This window comes from Cylindrospermopsis sp. CR12 (assembly GCF_001432185.1).
Classification (GTDB): Bacteria; Cyanobacteriota; Cyanobacteriia; order Cyanobacteriales; family Nostocaceae; genus Raphidiopsis; species Raphidiopsis raciborskii.
The window spans coordinates 66166-90577 of sequence record NZ_LMVE01000026.1 but is presented as its reverse complement, the minus strand read 5'-3'; the positions used below and the strand labels follow the sequence as shown (position 1 = coordinate 90577).

16 protein-coding genes and 1 pseudogene are annotated in these 24412 nt (G+C 40.3%); 4 read left to right on the top strand and 13 right to left on the bottom strand.

Translation table 11 applies throughout. The annotated features are described in order from the left end of the window. Positions 1-2981, top strand: a 2981-nt coding sequence (locus ASL19_RS03570; RefSeq protein WP_304437814.1) for a Calx-beta domain-containing protein, incomplete at its 5' end; no start/stop codon positions are given. Between the two features lie 201 nt (positions 2982-3182). Here the strand turns inward: ASL19_RS03570 and ASL19_RS03565 are convergent. From ASL19_RS03565 to thrB, 12 genes are all read right to left on the bottom strand, one after another. Next, on the bottom strand, positions 3183-3968 hold the full coding sequence (locus ASL19_RS03565) for a peptidylprolyl isomerase (RefSeq protein ID WP_057177319.1): 786 nt from the start codon (positions 3966-3968) through the stop codon (positions 3183-3185). 20 nt (positions 3969-3988) lie between these two features. Then, entirely contained in the window at positions 3989-5524 is a 1536-nt protein-coding gene (locus ASL19_RS03560) for an HlyD family efflux transporter periplasmic adaptor subunit (protein WP_057177318.1), read from the bottom strand. 23 nt (positions 5525-5547) lie between these two features. After that, a complete protein-coding gene (locus tag ASL19_RS03555; protein ID WP_057177317.1) occupies positions 5548-8265 on the bottom strand; it encodes an ABC transporter transmembrane domain-containing protein in 2718 nt (905 codons plus the stop codon). 113 nt (positions 8266-8378) lie between these two features. Further along, positions 8379-8987: a helix-turn-helix domain-containing protein gene (locus tag ASL19_RS03550; RefSeq protein ID WP_057177316.1), complete on the bottom strand. Its 609-nt coding sequence runs from the start codon at positions 8985-8987 to the stop codon at positions 8379-8381. Positions 8988-9446: 459 nt separating this feature from the next. Then, complete coding sequence (locus ASL19_RS17410; RefSeq protein ID WP_152980392.1) at positions 9447-9752, bottom strand: hypothetical protein; 306 nt, start codon at positions 9750-9752, stop codon at positions 9447-9449. 41 nt (positions 9753-9793) lie between these two features. Then, complete coding sequence (locus tag ASL19_RS03545) at positions 9794-12319, bottom strand: mannose-1-phosphate guanyltransferase (RefSeq protein WP_057177315.1); 2526 nt, start codon at positions 12317-12319, stop codon at positions 9794-9796. 600 nt (positions 12320-12919) lie between these two features. Then, positions 12920-13189: a YciI family protein gene (locus tag ASL19_RS03535; RefSeq protein ID WP_057177313.1), complete on the bottom strand. Its 270-nt coding sequence runs from the start codon at positions 13187-13189 to the stop codon at positions 12920-12922. 609 nt (positions 13190-13798) lie between these two features. Beyond that, complete coding sequence (locus tag ASL19_RS03530) at positions 13799-14068, bottom strand: YciI family protein (protein WP_057177313.1); 270 nt, start codon at positions 14066-14068, stop codon at positions 13799-13801. A 54-nt stretch (positions 14069-14122) separates the two neighbouring features. Continuing rightward, the gene (pheT, locus tag ASL19_RS03525; RefSeq protein WP_057177312.1) at positions 14123-16561 is read right to left on the bottom strand and encodes a phenylalanine--tRNA ligase subunit beta; all 2439 of its coding nucleotides are present in this window, start codon (positions 16559-16561) and stop codon (positions 14123-14125) included. 64 nt (positions 16562-16625) lie between these two features. Continuing rightward, positions 16626-17627: an aspartate carbamoyltransferase catalytic subunit gene (locus ASL19_RS03520; protein WP_057177311.1), complete on the bottom strand. Its 1002-nt coding sequence runs from the start codon at positions 17625-17627 to the stop codon at positions 16626-16628. A 22-nt stretch (positions 17628-17649) separates the two neighbouring features. Further along, positions 17650-18999: a magnesium transporter gene (mgtE, locus tag ASL19_RS03515; RefSeq protein WP_057177310.1), complete on the bottom strand. Its 1350-nt coding sequence runs from the start codon at positions 18997-18999 to the stop codon at positions 17650-17652. Positions 19000-19174: 175 nt separating this feature from the next. After that, positions 19175-20122 carry a homoserine kinase gene (gene thrB / locus ASL19_RS03510; protein WP_057177309.1) on the bottom strand — a complete coding sequence of 316 codons (948 nt, stop codon included), beginning with the start codon at positions 20120-20122 and terminating at the stop codon, positions 19175-19177. Here thrB and ASL19_RS17405 point away from each other — a divergent pair. From ASL19_RS17405 to ASL19_RS03500, 3 genes and pseudogenes are all read left to right on the top strand, one after another. Next, positions 20105-20320 (top strand): hypothetical protein, encoded by a 216-nt coding sequence (locus tag ASL19_RS17405; RefSeq protein ID WP_152980391.1) that lies wholly within the window; start codon positions 20105-20107, stop codon positions 20318-20320. The two genes, thrB and ASL19_RS17405, sit on opposite strands and share 18 nt — an antisense overlap. An 83-nt stretch (positions 20321-20403) precedes the next feature. Beyond that, positions 20404-20649 (top strand): annotated as a pseudogene (locus ASL19_RS03505) (efflux RND transporter permease subunit); the annotation flags it as partial. A gap of 139 nt (positions 20650-20788) precedes the next feature. Beyond that, positions 20789-22429, top strand: a complete 1641-nt coding sequence (locus ASL19_RS03500; RefSeq protein WP_057177307.1) for an NAD(P)H-quinone oxidoreductase subunit 4 — start codon at positions 20789-20791, stop codon at positions 22427-22429. A gap of 22 nt (positions 22430-22451) precedes the next feature. Here ASL19_RS03500 and thrS read toward each other — a convergent pair whose 3' ends face one another. Further along, a complete protein-coding gene (gene thrS, locus ASL19_RS03495; protein ID WP_057177306.1) occupies positions 22452-24284 on the bottom strand; it encodes a threonine--tRNA ligase in 1833 nt (610 codons plus the stop codon). Between the last annotated feature and the right edge of the window lie 128 nt (positions 24285-24412).

The following is a 24412-nucleotide window of genomic DNA, read 5'->3' as shown; positions in this document are numbered from 1 at the left end:
TTGCGGCGCTAAAAAGCGATGGTTCTGTTGTTACCTGGGGTTACTCCTTCTATGGAGGGGACAGCAGTAGTGTGAGCAGTCAATTGACCAGTGGGGTGGTATCCTTCGCTGACCCATTTAATGACGATCGCCTGGTTCCTTTATCTACAACACCTACAACACCCACTATCACATTAGCCGTAAATCCGAGCAGTGTTACGGAGGATGGCACTACAAATCTGGTCTATACCCTTACACGTACTGGAGATCTCGCTAATTCACTGATTGTGAACGTGAATGGAGGCGGTACTGCTGTTTTAGATACAGACTTCAGCATCAGTGGTCCCATTGGACAAAGCACCTCAGGTAGTATTGCGAGCGTTACCTTTGCTGCGGGTTCTAGTACGGCTACAGTCATTGTTGACCCGATTCCAAATTCTATTCCGGGAGGGAATAAAACTGTTTTTGCAACCCTAGCTCCAGGTGTTGGATATAATATTGGTACGGTAGGTGCAGTCACAGGCACAATTTTAGAAGATGATGTTGTTGCTCCCACATTGGCGATCGCATCTACCGGCGCCACTCAAACGGAAGGGAACTCAGGTACAAAAGCTTTTCCCTTTACTGTTACCCGCAGTGGAGATACCACTAGTAGCAGCAGTGCTAATTGGGCAGTTACTGGATTTGGCACTAACCAAGCAGATGTCACGGATTTTGGTGGAACCCTGCCAACTGGTACAGTGAATTTTACAGCAGGTGAAACTAGTAAAACTATCATAGTAGATGTGTTAGGAGACACCACTGTTGAACCGGATGAAGGGTTTACAGTTACCCTCTCCAACCCGACCAATGCTACCATTACCACTGCTACTGCTGTAGGAACTATCCAAAACGATGATGTTGTTGTTGCTCCTGGACTGGCGATCGCCCCTACCAATGCCATTCAAACAGAAGGAAATATAGGCACAAAAGCCTTTACTTTTACTGTTACCCGCAGTGGAGATACTACTGGCAGTAGCAGTGCTAATTGGGCAGTAACCGGGTCTGGCACTAACCCAGCAGATGTCACGGATTTTGGTGGAACCCTGCCAACTGGTACAGTGAATTTTACAGCAGGTGAAACTAGTAAAACTATCATAGTAGATGTGTTAGGAGACACCACTGTTGAACCGGATGAAGGGTTTACAGTTACCCTCTCCAACCCGACCAATGCTACCATTACCACTGCTACTGCTGTAGGAACTATCCAAAACGATGATGTTGTTGTTGCTCCTGGACTGGCGATCGCCCCTACCAATGCCATTCAAACGGAAGGGAACTTAGGTACAAAAGCCTTTACTTTTACTGTTACCCGCAGTGGAGATACTACTGGCAGTAGCAGTGCTAATTGGGCAGTAACAGGGTCTAGCACTAACCAAGCAGATGTTACGGATTTTGGTGGAACACTACCAAGTGGTATGGTCAGTTTTGCAGCAGGTGAAACCAGTCAAATCATCACAGTGAACGTGTCAGGAGACACCACATTTGAACCGGATGAAGGGTTTACAGTTACCCTCTCCAACCCCATAGGAGCAGTTTTGGGTACATCCTCTGTCGGAACTAATATCCGAGAGTCAGCTTCAGGTGGTTATGGGGTAACCGAGAAGTTTTACAATATTTCATCAGGAGATGGTATCTTTAAGCTGAACTATAATATGTACGCTATTCCAGATAAAGCGGAGATACTTGTCAATAATGTGTTGCAAAACCAAACTAATGGATTTGTCTCTGGAGGGGGATCTTTAGACCTGAATTCAGTCAAATTAAAAGCTGGAGACCAGGTCAAAGTGATAATTACTGGTAATGTTCAAGGAACAGCTTGGGACTACAGTGTGGATTATAGTGGAGGAATAAGTTCTTTGAACTATATTGCCAGTGGTGTTATTATCAATGATGATACCCAAGTCACCCAGGTCAACCTAGCTGTCTCCCCTACCACCGTTACAGAAGATGGAAATAATAACCTAATCTACACCTTCACCCGCACTGGTTCCATCACTAACACTCTAGCTGTAAACTACACCATTGGGGGAACAGCTACCCTAGACACGGATTACACAGGGATTATCAGTGCAGGAACCACAAAGACTGTCACTTTTGCTGCTGGGTCATCCACCGCTACAGTTACTATTGACCCCATAGCTGACACCACAGTAGAAGGGGATGAAACAGTGGAGTTAACTTTGGCTCCTGGCACTGGTTACAACATTGACACCACCAGTGTAGTCACAGGAACAATTACCAATGACGATCGCACCCTCACCCCCATTACTAATTACGCACCCAACGTTAATATATCCACGGGTTTGGTTTTCAGTACCAATGGGGGAGGAAATCTGTCTTTAGACACAAATAGACTATCCATGTCTAATGAAGTTACCGGTGTCCAAAATGGAACAAAGTCCAATTTTAACCACTTATTTGGACTATACGAGGTTGTGGATGCTGACGGAGGAATTAATACCGGTAGCGGGATCGTAAAACCAGGAGACAGGGATTATGCGTTTCATGCTCTCACCACTGCTAGAGTCAAGGACTTCATAGTACAAGCAGGTAATAGCGATATTCCCAGCACCGCTACACAATTAGGGTCTGGTGTGTCACTTCAAGGTAATAAGTTTTATGCTCCTTTTGTGATTGCTAACTGTGGAACTTACTTCCCCAATTTACAACAGGGAGTAGAAGATTTCGTCGCTGCTGAAAACGGAGACGTAAACCGGTTTGCCAATGCACCTAAACATGTGCGAGACCTTGTTGCTACGGAAGTAGATAATGAGTTCAATAATGCACCTAGATTCGTACAGGAACCTGTAGCCTATTTTAGCTTTGGGTCAGCTAATCCCGATAAATCTCCCCATCTCCGTTCCTATGGTAATGGAGTCTATGGATTTGAGGATTTACCCGCTACCGCTACCCAATATTCCAACAATGATTTCAATGATGCGGTTTTTGCTCTTTCTTAAACTTGAGGTTGTTGGTTTCTCAACTTCTCCATCCCCGGATGGGGAGGTTGAAACTTTGGTGTTAAGTAGGGAGACACAATTATTTGTAGGATGGGTCGAGTAACGAGACCCATCTGGGTGTTGGGTTTCATACTTCAACCCAACCTACGTTCTCCATCCCCGCATGGGAAGGTTGAAACTCTGTGGATATGTTAGTACATTTTAACTAGTCTGAGTGATGATAAGTGGAGACAGAGGTAGATTGTATTTAGCTCCTAAATTAACTTCGATTTCTAGGGTACTTATTTGTTGTCTTAACCAATTTGTAAATAAATCTCCTATAATTCTCAGACGTATCTGTTCATTCAACTGGGGTTGAATAATCTCTTCTACCATGATGATACGCACTCCTTGAGGTGTGGTGATGGGTTTGAGGATTTGTGGAGGATTAGCAGCAAAAATGGCCGCAGCAATTTCTGGTCTGAAATCTTTGCGCTCACGCATACCTTGATATCCCCCCGCTCTACGGAGTTCTGGATTTTGAATATATTGACGAGCTACTTCATGAAAGCTAATTTCCCCTTCCTGCAGGGCATAAAATATTTCTAGGGCTAAATCTTCATCATCTAATATGACTTCATAAATTGCTGCTGCAATGTATTCCAGTTGATGAGCATAAAAAAATGATTCCACTTGGTCTGCAAATAAATGATTAGCTAATTTGGCAGATAGTAGGTTGGTGTAGGCAATTTCTTCAAAGTTATCTAGGGATAAATAGTGTCTCTTTAACCAGGCCCAGGTGTCTTCTGCTTTGACTAGGTTATTGGCTAATCTCAGATTGTCCGCTGCTTGCTGTAGTTCCGCTGTGGTTATCTGAATATCTTCTTTCATCGCTGTCTGTGTCACTATTTTCCTACTGGCGATCGCATCTAATATGTTGGGCATTTGACAAGATATTTTTAGGTGATACAGAATATCTTGATCACCAACATTGATTTTTTCTAACATGATTTTTTCCTCCTCTAATCTTATAAATCCAAACCATTTTTCTGTAATCTTTTAAATGGATCTAATATCAGATCCATAACTCGACGTTGACGGACAATAAGTTCTGCGGTAGCTGTTTGACCTGGTATTAGGGGAATGGGCTTATCCCCAGATTTGATATAGGGTTTTTCTAAGGCAATTTCTAATTGGTATGTTTCCACAGAAGTGGGTCTATTTGGTGAAACCTTTGCATCAGGTGAAATCCATAAAACCCTTCCCTGAGTTACCCCATACTCCTGGAATGGATAGGCATCAAATTTAATTTTTACTGGCATTCCTACTTTAATAAAACCACTTTGTTGACTTGGTATTTCCGCTTTCAAAATTAAATTGGCATCTTTGGGAGCAATTTGAGCTACCATTTGTCCTACCTGAACAACAGCACCTGGCTTTTTAATCGGTAGCTCGAAGACTATACCATCCACAGGCGATCGCAATGTTCGTTGTTGTAATTGTAATTGCAGGGACTTGATTTGACTTTTAGTTTGGCTAATCTCCGATTTTATGCCACTAATTTGTGTTTGTAAATCTTTGAGTTGCTCTTGATTTTTTAACACTGTTAATTTACCTGCTTGAATAATACTTTGGTAACTACTTTCCTGTTCTTGTAACCGGAGTTTGGCTTGTTGAATTTCCGACCTTAATTGATTCATAACCGAGTTGTATCGGCTTAATTCTTCCCGTAGTTGTAAACTAGCCCTTTGCAGGTTAGAACTAGCTTCCTGTCGTAATCTTTGACTATCTTCTGCTGTTTTTTCTATCTCCACAAATCGGGTTTGGGGAATTATCCCTTCTTCTAACAGTTGGTTATAGCGAGCAACTTCTAGGGAATCTCGACGTAAACGGTTTTCAGCTAATCCATAAGCAATTTGGGTAGACTGGATATTCTGTTTTACTTGTTCTACTTGTGTAAGTCTTTCCAATTTTTGCAATTGATACGCACTCTGTTTAGCATCGAGATTTTCCCTTGCTTGATTTAATTGGGCAAGTTTTTCTAGGGATTGGGATTGATTTTGTTGTTTCTGAATATTAATAGCCAGTAACACCTGATTATATAACAATTCTACTTGGGTTTGACGATTGACTAAACCCTCTAATTTTGCTTGAGCTTCTTGTAATTGTGTGCGCAGTAATTGAGAGTCAATTTCTATCAAAGGTTGTCCAGCTTTAACCTTGGCACCTTCTTTTACATTAACTGCAACCACACTACCCATGACTGAACTATCTAACTTATGAGTTGCACCTTTTGGTTCCATTCTACCACTAGCACTCCCCGTTTCGTCAATTTGAGAGAACATAATCCATGGTAAAGCAACTGCTGTAAAAGTAACTAGTAAATACAGCATTGATCTGGTCCACACTTTGGGTAAAGCATCTAATAATTCTTCCGTGCCATAAAACCAGTCTTTAACTGAAGTTTCTATCTGGTTGGGATTTTCTTGAGTAATAATTTCGGCAATTGGCGGTTGTTCTGATATCAAAATTGCCGAAGATGAATTATAGGTTGATTGTGGCATAAATTTCCCTTACCTCAAGTTCACTAACTAACTACGGATAACTGTTGTTGATTAAGATAGTAATAATTTCCACGTTTAGCAATCAATTCTTCGTGAGTACCTTGCTCGACTAAAATTCCCCGATCTAATACTAAAATTAAGTCAGCATGACGTACGGTAGATAGACGATGGGCAATTATTAAACTAGTGCGTCCTTTGAGAATTTTCTGCAAGTTTTTTTGAATAATTCTTTCAGATTCTGCATCTAGATGACTGGTGGCTTCATCTAATATTAAAAGGCGCGGATTTCCTAATAATGCTCTAGCTATAGCTAAACGTTGTCTTTGTCCCCCCGATAACATACCTCCTCCCTCACCAATTTGAGTTTCGTAACCCATGGGCATAAATTTAATAAATTCATCTGCACCTGCTAATTGTGCCACGGTAATGATTTCTTCTAAGGTGGATTCTGGATGGGCAATACTGATGTTTTCTCTAATTGTACCACCAAATAAAAATGTGTCCTGGTCCACAACCCCTATTTGAGACCGTAAGGATTTGAGAGCAATACTTGTCACATCTTGATTGTCTATTAAAATTCTACCATCTGTCGCAGGATATAATCCTAAAATTAGTTTGGATAGAGTTGTCTTACCAGATCCACTTCTTCCTACTACTGCTACGGTTTGTTCAGGTTTAATGTGAAAGTTGATGTTTTCTAAAATGTTAATATCGCTGTCTTTGTGATAACGAAAGGTGACATTTTCAAAGCAAATTTCTCCCCTTAGTTTTGATAGACTTTGCCGAGGTTGGATGACTAAATCTTCTTCTACTTCTGCTTCTAATACATCATTAATGCGCTCGGTAGAAACTATAACTTCTTGAAGTTGATTCCACAACACGATTAACCTTTGAAAAGGCTGGATAATGTTGCCTAATAACATATTAAAGGCTACTAGTTGACCAATAGTCAACTGATTTTGAATTACTAACCAAGCGCCAAACCAGAGTAAGCCTGTTGTTGCTAAAGATTGAATGGTGGCACTAATTATTTGTAACTTATTACTAATAATTTGAACGGCAAAGTTTTTCTTGGTCAAATTATGTAGTAATTCTTCCCAGCGCCATCTTACAGTTTGTTCTATAGCTAAGGAACGAATTGAAGAAATGCCACTTAAAGCCTGAATTAAATAGCTATTCTCTTTGGCTAATGCTCCAAATACTTCTCGACTAATACGTCTCAAAAAAGGTGTGGCAAATAATGCTAGAAAAACAAATGGTGGGACAATTGCTAAAACAAACAATGCTAGAGGTGGACTATACCAAAACATCAAGCCTACATAAATAAATACCGTTAGTAAATCTAGAATAATAGATAGGGCTTCCCCCGTGAGGAATCGCTGAATTTTTTGGTTTTCTTGTACGCGAGAAACAATGTCACCCACATAACGAGACTCAAAAAAAGACAAGGGTAGTAAAAATGTATGTTTGATAAATCCCACCAATAATGCTACGCTAATTTTATTAGCTGTGTGGTCTAATAAATATTGTCTAAGTCCATTAATCACTACTCTAAATAATCCGAAAATTAGTAAACCAAACCCAACTGTATTTAGGGTTATTGTGCTACCCTGAACTATAACCCGATCCAACAAAAGTTGGGTAAATAAGGGTGTTACTAAACCAAAGATCTGAATTAAAATCGAAGCCACAAAAACTTCTACAAGTATCTGAAAGTGAGGTTTCACTAACTCAAATAACTGCCAAAATGGGCTGTTAGCTTCTATGCTCTCTTGAAAAGATTTTGTAGGTTCTAATAATAGTGCATAACCAGTCCAACCAGCTTTAAATTCCTCAACTGTTAAAGTTCGTTGTCCAATAGCGGGATCTCCTACAATTACCTGTTTTTTGCTAATCTCATAGACTACTATATAATGTTTTCCCTCCCAATGGGCGATCGCGGGTAATGGTTGCTGAGCAAATTTATCTAAACTAGCTTTTACTGGACGGGTAGCAAAACCAATACTTTCAGCAGCACTGGTTAAACTTTTCATTGATGCACCAGAACGGTTAACATTAGCCAGTTCTCGCAGACGATTAATACTGAAATTTTTCCCCCAATAACGGCTAATCATTACTAAACAAGCTGCGCCACAGTCGGAAGCACTTTGTTGTTCAAAATATGGGTATCGTTTACTAATTTTATGCCACCAATTACTAACTGTAACTGTGGGAGTAGGGAAGTATTTTTGTGATTTTTTCCGTTCTGGTTTAGCTGGTTTAACTGGTTTCCTCTCTGGAGGAAATTGAATGATATTCTGACTTGTGGTAGAGATTGGTGTTTCTAGGTGTGTTTTTAAAAAGCTATCCCAATTCTTGGCTTGGAGTAGCAGACGCTCTAGAACACTAGGCAATTGATTAATTACTTCCTGGGGAAGATAACCAATCTTTAAATCTACGGAAGCTCTAACAACATAATTGGCAAAATCATATTCGGGAAATAATGTCAACTCCCCAAAGCATGCTCCCGATGTTAAAGTGCTAACTAAATTGTTCCTACTATCTAATATTCTTGCTCGACCTGATAATACTAAATAAATTCCTGGGCGGGCGGTTTCAGATTGCCAAAATTGTTTCCCCACAATAGGTTCAATGATTTCCAATTTTTGCAAACAATTTTCTAAATCCTTTTGATCCAGGGATTTACCTAAAATATGACTAATTTGGGCAGATATATGTTCTTGAGAAAGGGCTGAAATCATTTCCTAAACTCCTATAAGTAGGGAGGCACAATTATTTGTAGGATGCCCATGGGGGCGTTGGGTTTCGTTCCTCAACCCAACCTACGTTCTTATCAGTGATTATTCGCCGGAGATCATTGATGATTTGGAAGTAGACTAAATGACCAATTAAAACTAGGTTCTAAGTTGGATGGTAAATCACAAATTGAAATACTTTTATCCTGATTTGCTGGATCTTTTATGGCGCAGGGGTTTTTAGCTCTAGTGGAAAGTCCCATTTGTTTAAGTAAACGATTAATATGGCGATCGCTAATGGTAATACCCAATTCCTTAGCTAGATGTTTACTTAACCATTGAGCAGTCCAATTGCTAAAAGCATAGCCATATTCGCGAGGACTATGATTAACTAGGTCTTTCAATCTTTCTAAGTACTGATTATTAACGGTTTTTGGTCTCCCTATCTTTCGCTCTTTCCATTTGTGTGCCATTCCTGCTTCTGCTATACCCATCCAATATCTGGCCATTTCCTGGGAACAGTCGATAATCTCACAGATCTGAGATTGGGATTTTCCCATATCAGCTAATAAGATAATTTCAATTCTGCGGCGATACTCTGGGTGGGAATTGGTTTGCAAATTTTTTAACAGTGTTTTACGTTCAAAGGGGGTTAAAAACTTGCTCTCGTGTTTATCGTAAGTTTCATAAATATTATTGGTACTATTGGCATCAAGACTAGAAGACATAATTATCACCATTTTATCAAATACTACAAAGTCTTAGAGTGACAATCAACTAAACTCAAATTAGTTCAAATTATTAAATTCAATATTTTTTCCCCCATCATAATCCATTCAAAAATCATCCAATCTGCCATAAATTAATATTGGCAAGATTGACTGTTTATTTAATCCTATTGCTTATCTTATATTAAATTTTTGTTGAATGTGACAATACTTTAGATTGATGAATTGTGTTAATCTGACTAAAATCAGTAAATAGTTGCTGTATATGTAACATAATCTCAGTTATTATGACGGACAAAAGTTCATCCGAGAGAGTGCTACTTCGGGTTTTACTTATTTTGATGATAATTGGTTTAATCTCATTTAGATTGCCATTCCCGAGCATAACCCAAGGTACCTAATTTGCCAAAATCAAATCTAGAGTAGGGATTCAACAATTCCCTTAACCGTTGCAATAACTCAACTGAGTAGCCTAATTCCTGTCCTAGTGCGCCCAACATTGCCTCGCGGTGGTTCGGTATGGGCGATCGCTACCAATCGCTCGAACGTTTGTGGAGACTGAAAATGTTTAAGTAATTGTTGGTGGGTCTCAGCAGGAGATAAATCGCTCCATTCTCCCCGGGAACGTAAAAAGTCCAGCTGCTTCCCTAGTTGATAGATTTCCCCAGGTGCTAGGACGACGGGTATAGAGTTTTGCCCGTTGTCCCAACCAAACCTTAGATAAGCTAAACGAACCCCATGCAGGAGTGGGGTTTCATACTTCAAACCAACCTACATTCATCTGATATTTAATTCCATCCACCCACTTAAACTTCTGCGTAGTGTTCCTGTTGACGTTCCACAAAAGTTTGTACGCGATAACGATAAATCCTCATATTTTCGTCCGCCCACTCCTTATCACTACTGTTAACAAATAAATGCACTAAGGGTTCACTAGCATCTGGTAATACTAGTACCCAACTGTCATCATAAGATTGACAAATTTTTACTCCATCAATTAATTCTAGGTTGTGTGCGGGATGGGTTTCCACTAGATAACGCATTAAAGCTCCTTTGGCAATCCAAGGACAACGAATGGTATAATTCTTGTGAATCACTCGCGGTAACTCTCCCCGCACAGCAGTCAAGGAACGCTCTTGAATTGTTAACATTTCAATCAATTTGGCGATGCAAAACATGGAATCAAATCCAGGATGTAATTGGGGGAAAATAAAACCGGTTTCGCCACTACCGCCTAATACTACATGGGAATTTTTTTGACAAGCTTCCATTAAAGCTGTAGGGTTGGCTTTGGTGCGAATTACTCTACCGTCATGACGACGTGCTACCTGTTCCACTGCACTCGAAGCATGTACTGGTACAACTACGGAACTTCGAGGATTAGCTGTTAACATCATTTCTACCATTAATGCTGTCAGCATTTCTCCACGCACGGGATAACCAGACTCATCCACTAAAATTAGTTGTTCCCCATTTGCAGACACCTGTACACCAAAGTTCGCTTTCACCGCTTCTACTACATGACCTAATTGAGTTAATAGCCCCTCTTTGGTTGTTATGGTCATTGATGTTTTATTTACACTGGCATTTAAAACTACTGCATCCGCACCAAATTTATCCAGCAGTTGGGGTAGGACAGCACCGGAAATAGCATAAACATAGTCGATAACAATCTTGGCTCGACTATTACGTAAAGTTTCTACATTTAAAAGATTTTCAAAAGCTGTACAATAATAATCTATGACCTGACTAGGATAGGACACATCTCCAATTTCATGACTTTGTGCCCTTCGCATGTCCTCTTTAAAATAAGCTCCTTCAATTTTCTTTTCCTGAGCTTTAGTAATATTAATTCCTTTACCATCCATAAACTCAATCAGGATATAATCGGGACGGTCTGGGTGCACTCGCACATGAATCCCACCAACTAAAGCCATTTTGGGAATTACGGTTCTGGCAATGGGAATTGCAGTGGAGTCAAGATTTTGAATATCTACCCCTACAGACATTAATCCAGCAATCAGAGAACGGGTGACCATACGCGAGACGGTGCGCTGATCACGGGAAACGCTGACTATGGAACCCGGTTTTAAGGTGGAACCATAAGCTACACCCAGTTTCACAGCAAATTCTGGACTAATATCAATGTTTGCTAAACCTTGTACCCCTCGCTGACCAAATAAGTTTCGTTGAGCGGTGTTTCCCCATATTAAATTAATGTTTAAAACAGCACCAGATTCAATCTTTTTACTCGGCCAAACCCGAATCCCTGGATTAATTTGTGCCTCTTCTCCTACCGTGGACAAGGAACCCACAATAGCAGCTTCCATTACATGGGCACGACGGTCTACCCTAGTACCACGGGAAATGACACAAGCAGATAGTTCTGCTTCTTCCCCAATAATCGCTCCATTCCAGACTATGGGACGTTTTAAATTCGCATCCGCACCAATGGTCACGTTGTCACCAATTATTGTACCATCTTCAATTTTTACCCTGGCCCCAATTCGGCAATTATTACCAATAATAGTGGGACTCTCAATTTTTGCTGTGGGGTCAATATAAGTATTTTGACCTATCCATAGGGAGGGAGAAACTTCCCTATAGGCAATCTCTAATTTCACTTTCCTCCTTAAAGCATCATATTGTGCCTCTCTGTAGGCGTCTAAGTGACCTACATCACACCAGTAGCCTCGGTCAATATAACCATAAATGGGTTCATTCTTCTCTAATAGCAAGGGAAATAGGTCTTTTGAAAAATCAGATTCCGTATTTTCTGGTAGGTATTCTAAAACTTCTGGTTCTAAAACATAAATGCCCGTATTAACCGTGTCGGAAAAAACTTCCCCTGTGGAAGGTTTTTCTAAAAATCTTCTGATGTGACCTTCCTCATCTGTAATTACCACTCCAAATTCAATTGGGTTGGGAACACGGGTTAATATTAAAGTGGCTTTGGAGTTTTTTTGCTTATGAAACTCAATAGCTGCTTTTAAATCAAAATCTGTAATGCTATCACCGCTTATTACTAAAAATGTTTCGTCTAATAGTTCAGCTACGTTCTTGACACAACCCGCTGTACCTAGAGCTTGTTCTTCTTCAATTGCATAGGTAATTTGCACCCCAAAATCACTACCGTCTTGAAAATATTCCCGAATTACGTCTGGTAAGTAGTGTAATGTGGCGATTATTTCCGTAATTTCATTTTCTCGAAGAAGATGAATAATATGTTCGGCAATTGGTCTGTTCAAGATGGGAACCATTGGTTTGGGTAGATCACAGGTTAGAGGACGTAGTCTTGTCCCTGAACCACCTGCCATTAGCACTGCACGCATAAATCCTCCTGTATACTAGCTGAATTGCATATAGATTTGTTATAAAATATGGCTCTTCTAGTCTCCTATTAATTTTGACCTTTGAGGAACTTCCACAAGAGACATCTTATAAAAGTTCAGCAAATTTACTTATGTGCTCCTCAAAATTGTATGATTGACATCCTCCTCAGCAAGTATCTACTAGGTGGGTATCATGGCTCGCCTCGGCTATACACCAGACCATTATACAATGATTATCTTGCTGAGGATCCAGTTGGACTGGGATTCTTTGTGTTCTCATAGCAAATTTCTTAAAATTTTTGTCCTTTTACTCTTGACAATGGCTCAAACAGGTGGTAATATGGATTCTATGAATCCATATTACCAGTACAGAGCTGTCAGGGATGTAAAAAGATGAAACTAATGATTATTGGACTTGGCTCTATTTATTTGGTTTTCGCTTGGCGATTCTGGTTAGGTTTTGAAAGAACACATTTCAGTCAAGGATTTTTCAATCGCCTAAAATTTAGTCTTCTGTGGCCAGTGTTTTACCTGACCAACTCCTCCTTTAGGCGCAATTTTAAAAGAGCACTCAAACGATAAAGTTTTTGAATATTTGGTTTAAAAAGCTTGAATCCACTCTTTAACTATATACTCTGTCCAAATACCATTTTTCCAATAAGGGTCAGCTTCTATGAGTTGACTCACAGCATTTTCGCTCTCAGCTTCATAAATACCAAAGACCTTAGTAATATCCTTGGTGGGACCTATGGTAATTAGTATTCCCGCATCCTTTTGTTTTGCCAGTCCCTCTAGGTGTGCTTGACGATAGGGTTCCCGTTTGGTTAAAACCTCTTCGCAATAACTACCCCACATAATATATTTTGCCATGATCTTTTTCCTCTGATATTTGTAGTTTTTAAGCTTAATTTGCTTCCATAGATTCGCTAGATTCGCTATAAAATACGACTCTTGTTTTGATGAACTTCCACAAGAGACATCTTGTAAAAGACGAATTTACTTATCTACCCCTCAAGACATTAATTATCCTGATCCAGAGTATCTATTTTGGTTGGGATTCCTTTTCAAGAGAAGGTAACTCCTTATAATAAATCAACCAAATTTTGCCACGTGTTATTGCAGCAAATTGCTGAAAAATTTTGACCCAGTCATGTTGACAATAGTTAAAAGAGGTGGTATTGTTCATCCACAAACAAATTATAAAATAAATAATTTTATAAAATGCAACTGGTAATTATTGAACTTCAAGTTCTGTGTGTGTCTATTTATTTGTGGTTCGGTTGGCGATTCTGGGTTGGTTTTAAAAGAACACATTTTAGGAAAAGGTTTTTGAATCGCCTAAAATTTAGTCTTCTGTGGCCAATTTTCTACCTGACTAGCTCTTCCTTTAGACGCAATTTTAGAAGAGCATTGAACGATGATTACGAGCCTTGGAACGACGATTCCTAGTTAGGAATCATGAGTTTTTGAATATTTGGTTTAAAAAGCTTGAATCCACTCTTTAACTATATACTCTGTCCAAATACCATTTTTCCAATAAGGGTCAGCTTCTATGAGTTGACTCACAGCATTTTCGCTCTCAGCTTCATAAATACCAAAGACCTTAGTAATATCCTTGGTGGGACCTATGGTGATTAGTATTCCCGCATCCTTTTGTTTTGCCAGTCCTTCTAGGTGTGCTTGACGATAGGGTTCCCGTTTAGTTAAAACCTCTTCGCAATAACTACCCCACATAATATATTTTGCCATGATCTTTTTCCTCTGATATTTGTAGTTGTGAAGCTTAACCTGCTCCCTAGGGATTTAACTCCTTAAAGTAACACCGAATTTTTCTACTAGGGATTCTCGAATTTTATGGTGTACTGGTTCAACCTCATTATCAGTTAAAGTGTGGTCAACCGCACGATAAACTAACCGAAAAGCTAAACTTCTTTGTCCTATGGGGACATTTTCACCTCTGTATTCGTCAAAAACCTCTACAGACTCTAGCAACCCCTTACCAGCTTTAGTAATTACTTTTTCAATCTCCCCAACCGTAACTTTTACAGACGCGAAAAACGCCAAATCGCGATCGCTTGCGGGGTAGGTAGAATAGGGTTTAAATTTAGGAGTCAATAGTTCATCATTATCCAGGGTACTGAGTAAGGTATCCAAATCTAATTGGAAGACATAAACTGCATCTGGTAAACTCTTTTCTCGTCTGAGTTGGGGATGAACTTGTCCAAAGGTTCCCAGTCTAGCTCCTCCTAACCATAAGGAAGCTGTCCTTCCGGGATGTAAACGTCTATCTCGATTTTCCGGTTGAAATTCTACCTCCAGTCCCAGTTGTTGAAAGACATTTTCTAAAATACCTTTTGCTGCGAACCAGGTCATGGGATTTTCTTTTCCCCCATTGAACCATCTACCGACGGTAGTATCACCTCCCATAATTCCTGCAATGACTTGTGATTCCTCTAGTCCTTCTTCTTCTCTGGAGAAAATGGTGCCAATTTCAAAACCATTTAACGCTCCATTTCCCTGCTGTAGATTATATTCAAAAGCATCAATTAAACCAGAAATTAAATCGGTTCTCAGGGCTGAATATTCGGCAAATAAAGGATTATTTAAAAGAATTTGCCTGTCTTCACCGGGTTTGACTAAGGAGTAGTGCATTAACTCTGTTAAACCCTCTGCTCTTAAATAACTGCGTAATTTTCGCACTAGTTCCTGGTCTAAGGGTAAATAACCTGGTTCAGTTTTTTCGGGTAGAGTATCAACAAAGTTATCATAACCGTAAAGTCGGGCAATTTCCTCAATTAAATCAATTTCCCTTTCTAAATCGGAATAGCGATAGGATGGCACTTTTACTTGCCAACTACCATCCTGATTATCAGTTAGTTCACATCCTAAAGCTGTGAGAATCTTTTCCACATCTGCTGCTTTTAACTCTCCCGTTTCTACGCCCAAATCAATGGGACCTAACACTTGATTAATTCTCTCTAATCGCAAAATAATAGGATGATTCCCTAGAGCATTATGAGGACGGTAATCAGCAATTTCTTGATGAACAACTTTAGCATCTGCTAACTCCTGCATGAGAGATAAAGCTCGATCAGAAGCTGTTGCTAATTCTGCCCAATTAACTCCTCTTTCGTATCTTCCCGATGCTTCACTTCTTAAACCTACACTGCGAGAAGAACGACGAATAGCCACTGAGTTGAACAGTGCAGCTTCTAAAAATAAACTGGTTGTACCTGGATGAATTTCTGTTTCTTCACCACCCATAACTCCTGCTAGAGCTACAGGTTGATTGTTAGCAGTAATTAATAAGTTCTGAGTAGATAGGTTCCGGGTTTGTCCATCTAGGGTTTGGAGAGTTTCTCCACCTTGAGCAAATCTCACCCCAATAGTTACATCTGTTCCCTGACCTACCTGCTCTAATCTTTGTTTATCAAAGGCGTGTAGAGGTTGTCCTCTTTCTAATAATACATAGTTTGTAATATCTACTATGTTGTTAATTGGACGTACACCCGCAGCAATTAAACGCCTTTGCAACCATTCAGGAGAAGGGGCAATTTTCACATTTTCTATTAGGGTACCAATATATAGAGGACAAGCGTGCTGTTCAGAAATTTTCACCCGGATTTTTTGTGCTGTGCTGGGGGTAATTTCTACTCCTGTTAGTTGAGGAAGGGATAGCTTTCCACCCGTTAATGCTGCAATTTCCCTGGCAATCCCTACCATGGATAAAGCATCTGCACGATTAGCGGTAGCTGTGACATCTAAAATCACATCGTCCAAACCTAGAAGGGGACCTACCTCCCTACCCAGGGTTAAACCCTCTTCTCTAAAAATATGAATCCCGTCTATCTCTGTGGGTAAACCCAATTCTTTTAATGAACAAATCATCCCATTGGAGGGTACACCTCTGAGCTTGGTCGGTTTGATTTTTAAATCAATATTGGGTAAATAAGTCCCCTTGGTCGCAACCGGTACATAAATATCAGCACACACATTTGATGCACCACAAACAATATTAAGTGTTTCCTCTCCGCCTATATCTACTGTGCAAACACTTAATTTATCCGCGTTTGGATGCTGTTCCCGTTTTAGAACTTTTCCTACGACAACTCCATTCGCCCAAGTGCGACGATCCTCTATACCCTCTACCTCAAACCCCGCCATTGTTAGGGTATGAGCTAGTTCTTCCGGAGTTAGTTTAATTTCTACAAGTTCCCGTAACCAATTGAAAGAGATACGCATTGTCGTTGTGTTTGGATTTGGCCTTTTCTATCTTACCATTTTTGTATTTGGGGTACTACTATTTCTACCCTTTCGCACCACCGATAAAATACAATAGTGCCATGCGCACAGCTACACCACTGGTCACCTGATCTTGAATTAGGCTGAATTTTGGATCGTCCATTAAATCTGAACTGATTTCCACACCCCTATTCACTGGACCTGGATGTAGTACTTTTACTTGAGATTTACAAGCTTTTAATCTTTGCCTGGTAATGCCAAATAGTTGATGATACTCTCTTAAACTGGGCAACAGGTTACCAGTCATCCTCTCTTTTTGCAACCTCAAAGTCATGACAAAGTCAGCATCCTCTAAAGCTGGATCTAATTGCCAATGGATGAATAAATTCTGGGAATTTTCCCGTGATCCTACATATTCACTAAAGTATTTGGGTAATAAGGTGGGTGGTGCTGCTAGATGTACTTGGGCACCACTGGTGGTCAAACTCCAAATATTAGACCGGGCAACCCGTGAGTGTAAAATGTCACCTACAATAGCAATCTTTTTACCTGCTAAAGATGCAATTTTGGGTTGTTCTGGATCAATTAAACTACAAATGGTGAATAAATCTAATAGTCCTTGGGAGGGATGTTCATGTTGTCCATCACCAGCATTTAATACACTAACTTTTACACCTAAACGATCCATTTCCCGGGCGATCGCCTGTGGTACTCCTGCTTCTTTATGGCGAATTACCATAATATCTGTACCCATGGCTAAATAGGTTTTAGCCGTATCTAAAATTGTTTCTCCCTTGGTCATAGAGGAACTAGAACTAGAGAAATTTAGAGTATCTGCACTTAGCCTTTTAGCAGCTATTTCAAAACTACTTCTGGTGCGAGTGGAAGGTTCAAAAAAGAGATTGGCTACCACTTGTCCTTGTAAAGTTGGGACTTTTTTAGTTCGCCGTGATAACACTTCTTTAAATGAAGCTGCTGTTTGTAAAACAGCATTATATTCATTTACAGTAAAATCAGCTAGAGAAAGAATATGATGACGATTCCAATTACTTGCGGGCGTTGACATGTTAAACTGAAAATGATACTGCCTAATAGCTTAAATTAAATACTTTCAAAGCAAGGGAAATCATGCTCAAGAAGGTTAAAAAACCAATAGTATCCAACATAGTTGTCACCAGTGGACCACTCATTAAAGCTGGATCTAATTTTAGCCTTTGTAATCCCATAGGTAATAAAGTCCCCAAACTCACAGCAACCATGGTGTTGGTGGCCATTACCACACCAGCAATTAAAGCTACCCACTTTTCATCGGGTTTTGCCCAAATCAAAGAAAGTAGAATCATGGTTGAACCTAAGGCTAAAGCGGTTCCCAAACCCGCTATTAGTTCCTTCCGCAAAATTTTCCCAGCATCCTTTGTGGTCACCTCCCCTACACCTAAACCCCGAATGGTCACAGTTAAAGCCTGAATACCCACAGTCCCCCCAGTATTAGAAAATATGGGCATAATCACCGCTAAAACCGGAACCGCTGCAATTACCCGCTGAAAGGGAGCGATCGCACTAGCTGCACCAATATACAATGCCATGATACCTAATAACCAGGGTAAGCGTTTGCGAATGGTCAAATGGGGTGGGGATAAAGCCTCTTCATCGCCACTTACCGCTGCCAATTTTTGAATATCCTCCGTGGCCTCCTCTTGTAAAATATCAACCACATCATCAATAGTAATAATTCCTACTAATCTATCCTCCCGATCTACCACAGGTATGGCTATTAAATCATAACGCTGCATGATCCGCGCCACTTCTTCTTGGGAAGTTTCAGTAGTTACTTTTACTACCTGAGAACTAGCAATATCCCTGATGAAAACTTCTGGAAAGGTAAATAACAATTGACGCAAGGAAACCACGCTCACTAACTTACGGTTGTCATCAGTCACATAAGCATAGTAAATAGTTTCCTTATCCTCATCTTGAAGACGAATTTTACTTAATGCTTCCCCCACTGTTAACCCTTGACGCAAACGCACATACTCTGTGGTCATTACCCTACCTGCAGTACCTTCGGGATATCCCAGAATTGTCGCAGTTGCTTGTCTTTGTTCTGGACTAAGTTGTTGTAATAGTCTTTTAACCACCCCTGCAGGTAATTCATCAAATAAATACGCCCTCTCATCAGGACTCATTTCTTCTACCAGATGTACCACCTGAACATCATGTAAGGAATTAATCAATTCCTCCTGCACATCCGTAGGTAAGTACTCAAAAACATCAATGGCCTGATTTTTATTCAACAACCTAAAAGCGATCGCCCTTTGTTGTTCTGGCAATTCTGAAATATACTCTCCTACGTCTACAGGTTGCAGACTATTCAAATCATATTTGAGTTTATTTAGGTCAGCAACATCCAAAGCGTTGCGAACATCTTGTGTTAGCACGATTCACCTCCTTATGTCCCCCCCTACAGCGGGAGACAATCTCGCCAACTTAGGAGAGGATACTACTGCTATCTGGTGGACTTTTGTCCATAAAATTTCAACAATTTAATAGCGATATTTCATCAAAGAAATGCTAACTTATCATCCTAACTCATAATGGTATTGATAGGTAAGATCATCTTTTTTGTCTTTGTGTGGGGGAGAGCGGGGAGAAGTCAAAGCTTATGCCATTAATATCAATAGGAAGGGGTAACACTGTGCATGTTATCCCCACTTTTGCCCAAGCATGGGTCATGGCTTGAACTACTTTAGGGGAGTGCGCGCTGTCTGTTAGAGCTAATAAGGTTGGACCTGCTCCACTAATTACCATACCATAAGCACCAGCTTCTATCACAGCACTTTCCACATCATCATAACCGGGAATTAGAGATTGACGGTAGGGTTGATGCAATTTGTCTTTTAAGGCAGCTTGTAACCATTCTTTCTGATTGCTAGCTAGGGCCTGCAACAACAAACCAAAATGGGAAGTATTAAAAATTGCATCGTCACGACTAATTTCTATCGGCAAAACTTTGCGGGCTTGGGATGTTGATAATTCAAAATCGGGGATGGCTACTACTGGTATAATCTCAGGATGCCAATGCACTGGACAAATTTCCCAACCTCTGCTGCTAGTAGCTGCTAGCTGACATCCCCCCAAAAAGGCAGGAACAACGTTATCCGGGTGACCCTCCATTTCAATGGCTAATTTGATTACTTCCTCTGGAGATAGGGGTGAATCAGCTAGAATGTTACCCCCCACTAGTCCCCCCACTATGGCCGTGGCCGAACTACCTAAACCCCTGGCTAGGGGAATACCTAAATTAATCTCAATTTCCACGCCTGGGGGTGTTTTATTTATACGCTCATACAGCTTAACAAATGCTTGATAAATTAAATTACTGCTATCAGTTTGAACCTTTTCTGCTTCCTTACCGTGAACCTTAATACACAACTTGGAATCACTTAAGGTAAACTTAAATTCATTGTACAATTGCAGTGCCGCACCAATACAGTCAAAACCAGGGCCTAGGTTGGCAGTGGTAGCTGGGACTTTAACAATAACATGAGAAATTATGGACATGGAGACACAACGGAAAACTTTGAACTATTACCCAACGAGTCGGGACTACTATTCTCCCATTATGGTGGTATGGTAGCATATTTTTTTCGACTTCAAGAGTCACTTTTGAACCAGATCTCGGGACATGGGTTTACCAAACAGCGAAAGTTGTTAAGAGCATATAAATTCACCATTAAAGTTCAACATGGACATCTCTAATATAAAAATACTTCCCCGTTGTAATTGACTTTCGAATTTTAAAATTGCTTGATGTTTATGAGCGATCGCTATTAATTCGATAAAAAGGATCAATGCCAATTCCCGTATCTTTAATTTTAATGATTGCTTTATTTTCTTTTTTAGGGATGTTTCCCCTTGCGATCGCATCGGGTGCGGGTAATGAAATTTTACAACCTTTAGCCATTGTAGTTTTAGGTGGTTTATTTACCTCTACCGCTTTAACTCTACTCGTAATTCCGGCTCTTTATGCTAAATTTGGTAAGTGGTTAAGACCAAAAATGGAACAACAATTAGGTTTAACAGATTAAAACTTTCTTATAAGATTAGTAGATAGTAATATTTTTCTATGGATAGGTATCGCAAAAAATTATTGGAAATAGTTAAAACATTGTTACAAAATTTTGTACAATGTCATCATCAAACAAATGAGTATTTTTCCCTATTGACATGATGGTGGATAATTTTCCTTGGTTGACGACGATTATCGTCTTCCCCCTACTAGCAGCTTGCTTGATACCCCTAATACCAGATAAGGACGGTAAAACAGTTCGTTGGTATGCTTTAGGTGTGGGCATCGCTGATTTTGCATTAATTTGTTATGCCTTCTGGACACACTACAATTCACTTAATACAGGTTTTCAACTAGTAGAGAGTTATAATTGGATGCCCATACTGGGACTCAAATGGGCAGTAGCAGTAGATGGTATTTCTGCACCTTTGGTACTGTTGGCAGGGTTTGTGACCACCCTTTCTATGTTTTCAGCTTGGCAAGTGGACCGCAGACCACGCCTATTTTACTCCTTGATGTTGGTGTTATATGCAGCACAAATAGGAGTATTTGTTGCTAAGGACTTGTTGTTATTCTTCATCATGTGGGAAGTGGAACTAATTCCCGTATATCTATTAGTTTCTATTTGGGGTGGTCAAAGAAGACGTTACGCTGCTACAAAGTTTATCATATACACCGCAGCTGCTTCCATATTTATCCTCATAGCTGCTCTGGCCATGGGTTTATACGGTGGAGATAATCTCAGTTTTGATGTTAGCGACCTAGCTACCAAAAACTACCCTCTTACCCTACAATTACTGCTGTATGCAGGACTGTTTATTGCTTTTGGAGTCAAGTTAGCAATTTTCCCCCTACATACCTGGTTACCAGATGCACATGGTGAAGCATCTTCTCCTGTGTCAATGATTTTGGCAGGAGTGCTGCTCAAAATGGGTGGTTATGGATTAATTCGCCTTAACATGGAATTATTACCGGATGCTCACATTTATTTTGCACCAGTAATAGCAGTCCTGGGCGTGGTGAATATTATCTATGGTGCATTAAACTCCTTTGCCCAAACGAATATGAAACGACGTTTGGCTTTCTCATCCATTTCTCACATGGGTTTTGTCCTCCTCGGTTTGGCTTCCTTTACCGATTTGGGTATGAATGGAGCAATGCTACAAATGCTATCCCATGGATTAATTGCCTCCGTTCTCTTCTTTTTAGCTGGTGTTACTTATGATCGTACTCATACCATGGTAATGAAGGATATGGGCGGTGTTGGTCAAGCTATGCCCGTAGTATTTGCATTGTTTACCATGGGTGCGATGGCTTCTCTAGCTTTACCGGGAATGAGTGGTTTTGTGGGAGAGCTTTCCGTATTTGTGGGCGTAACCACTAGTGATGTTTATACATCCACTTTCTGTACAGTGACAGTTTTCCTCGCAGCTGTGGGTGTTATTCTTACACCGATTTATCTGCTTTCCATGTTACGTCAGGTATTTTATGGTAAAGATGCAGCTTTGACATGCGATATCACTAGTGCGGGAGTGGAGAATCAGGAAGACGAAGGAACCGCCTGTTTTGGTACTGATTGTCTTTTACCTAATCAGTCAATTTACAGTGATGCCAAACCTAGGGAAGTGTTTATAGCAGGTTGTTTCCTGGTATTAATTATTGGCATTGGTTTATATCCCAAGGTATTTATGCAAATGTATGATGCTAAAACCGTGGCTGTCAATGCCCATATTCGTCAATCTTATACTGTTATCTCCCAAAGTTCTCCCAGTATTTACGCCTTGGCAAATCTCAGGTAGTAGAACCTTTACAACCCCCGTCCTAAAAGTTGCTATAGTTGATTATGGAATCCTGCATTTTCTCCACAACTTTTTCGACGGGTATTACCCCCAGTTCACCAGATGCACGGGTGCGAATACTCAAAGAATTACTTTCCACCTCTTTAGCACCTACTACCGCCATCACGGGTATTTTATCTTTCTCCCCATTGCGGATTAATTTGGCCAGGCGATCGCCACTTAGGTCTGCTTGGGCTCTAATTCCCAGCTCTGTCATTTTCCCAGCTACTTCTTTGGTGAACTCAATTTGTTGTTCACCAACTGGTAGGAGTCGAATTTGTATTGGTGCTAACCAGAGAGGAAAATCCCCTGCATATTCCTCAATTAAAATGCCAATCAGTCTTTCTAGGGAACCAAAGGGAGCTCGGTGAATCATAACTGGGCGTTTTCGTGACCCATCCTCTGCTACATATTCTAGGTCAAACCTTTCCGGTAGATTGTAGTCCACCTGTACTGTTCCCAATTGCCATTCTCTTTCTAAAACATCGCTGAAGATAAAGTCCAGTTTTGGACCATAAAAAGCTGCTTCCCCTATACCCTCAAAGTGATCCATTCCCAACTGCTGCACCGCACGACGAATTGCTCCCTCTGCTTTATCCCAAACTTCGTCCCCACCAATGTATTTATCACTGGTCGGATCTCTAAAACTCAATCTCGCTTTAAAATTTTTCAGTTGTAACATTCTAAATACGGTCAAGATTAAATCCACAACGTTTAAAAACTCTTCATCTAATTGCTCTGGTGTGACAAATAAATGGGAATCGTCCACGGTAAAACCTCGCACTCGGGTTAAACCTCCTAACTCACCGGACTGCTCATAACGGTAAACTGTGCCAAATTCTGCCAATCGCATGGGTAATTCTCGGTAAGAACGCAGTTCACTTTTATATATTTGAATATGAAATGGGCAGTTCATGGGCTTGAGGACAAAACCCTGATCTAGGGCTTTTGATTCTTCATTTTCCGCCATCATGGGAAACATATCTTCTTTGTATTTTTGCCAGTGTCCCGATGTTTTAAATAAATCTACCCTGGCAATATGGGGGGTAACCACTGGTAAATAACCCCTTTTTAACTGTTCTTTTTTCAGGAAATCTTCTAAGATGCTTCTCAATAAGGTACCTTTGGGGGTCCATAAGGGTAACCCTGGACCTACAGGGTCAGAGAAAATAAATAAACCCAATTCTTTACCAATTTTACGATGGTCACGTCTTAAAGCTTCTTCTTTGCGACGTTTATATTCTCCTAGCTGTTCGGGGGTTTGCCATGCGGTGGCATAAATACGCTGCAATTGGGCTTTAGTTTCATCACCACGCCAGTAAGCACCTGCAACGCTTTCTAGTTCAATAGCTTTGGGATTGATATCCTTAGTGTTTTCCAGATGGGGACCTGCACATAAATCCCACCATTCATCTCCTAAGTGATAAATAGTGATTGGCTCTTGTTTAATATCCGCCAAAATCTCTAATTTATATGGCTCCTGAATTTTTTCAATCCGTTTTTTGGCTTCCTCTCGACTGACTTCTTCCCGTATCACAGGTAATTTACGGTTAATAATCTTCACCATTTCCTTTTGAATGGCTTTTAAATCTTTATCGCTAAAGGGTTCTGGGTTATCAAAGTCATAGTAAAAACCATTCTCAATCCAGGGACCTATGGTCACTTGCGCCCTAGGAAACAGCTTTTGTACTGCCATGGCCATGATATGGGAAGCAGTATGGCGAATTTTTTTTAAGATCTCTGATTCGCTAGTCTTGGGTAAATAAATTTTTTCCGCTGGTTTTTCTAAATTTTGAGCTTCTTGATTTGACGACATCGGCTGTTGGTAGCTTTTAAATTAATGTTGACAGAACTAGTTTTGATAAGAAATATCTTAATAGATACTTTACAGCTAAGTAGGGAGGCACAATTACTTGTAGGATGGGTTAAGCCTAACCCATGCGG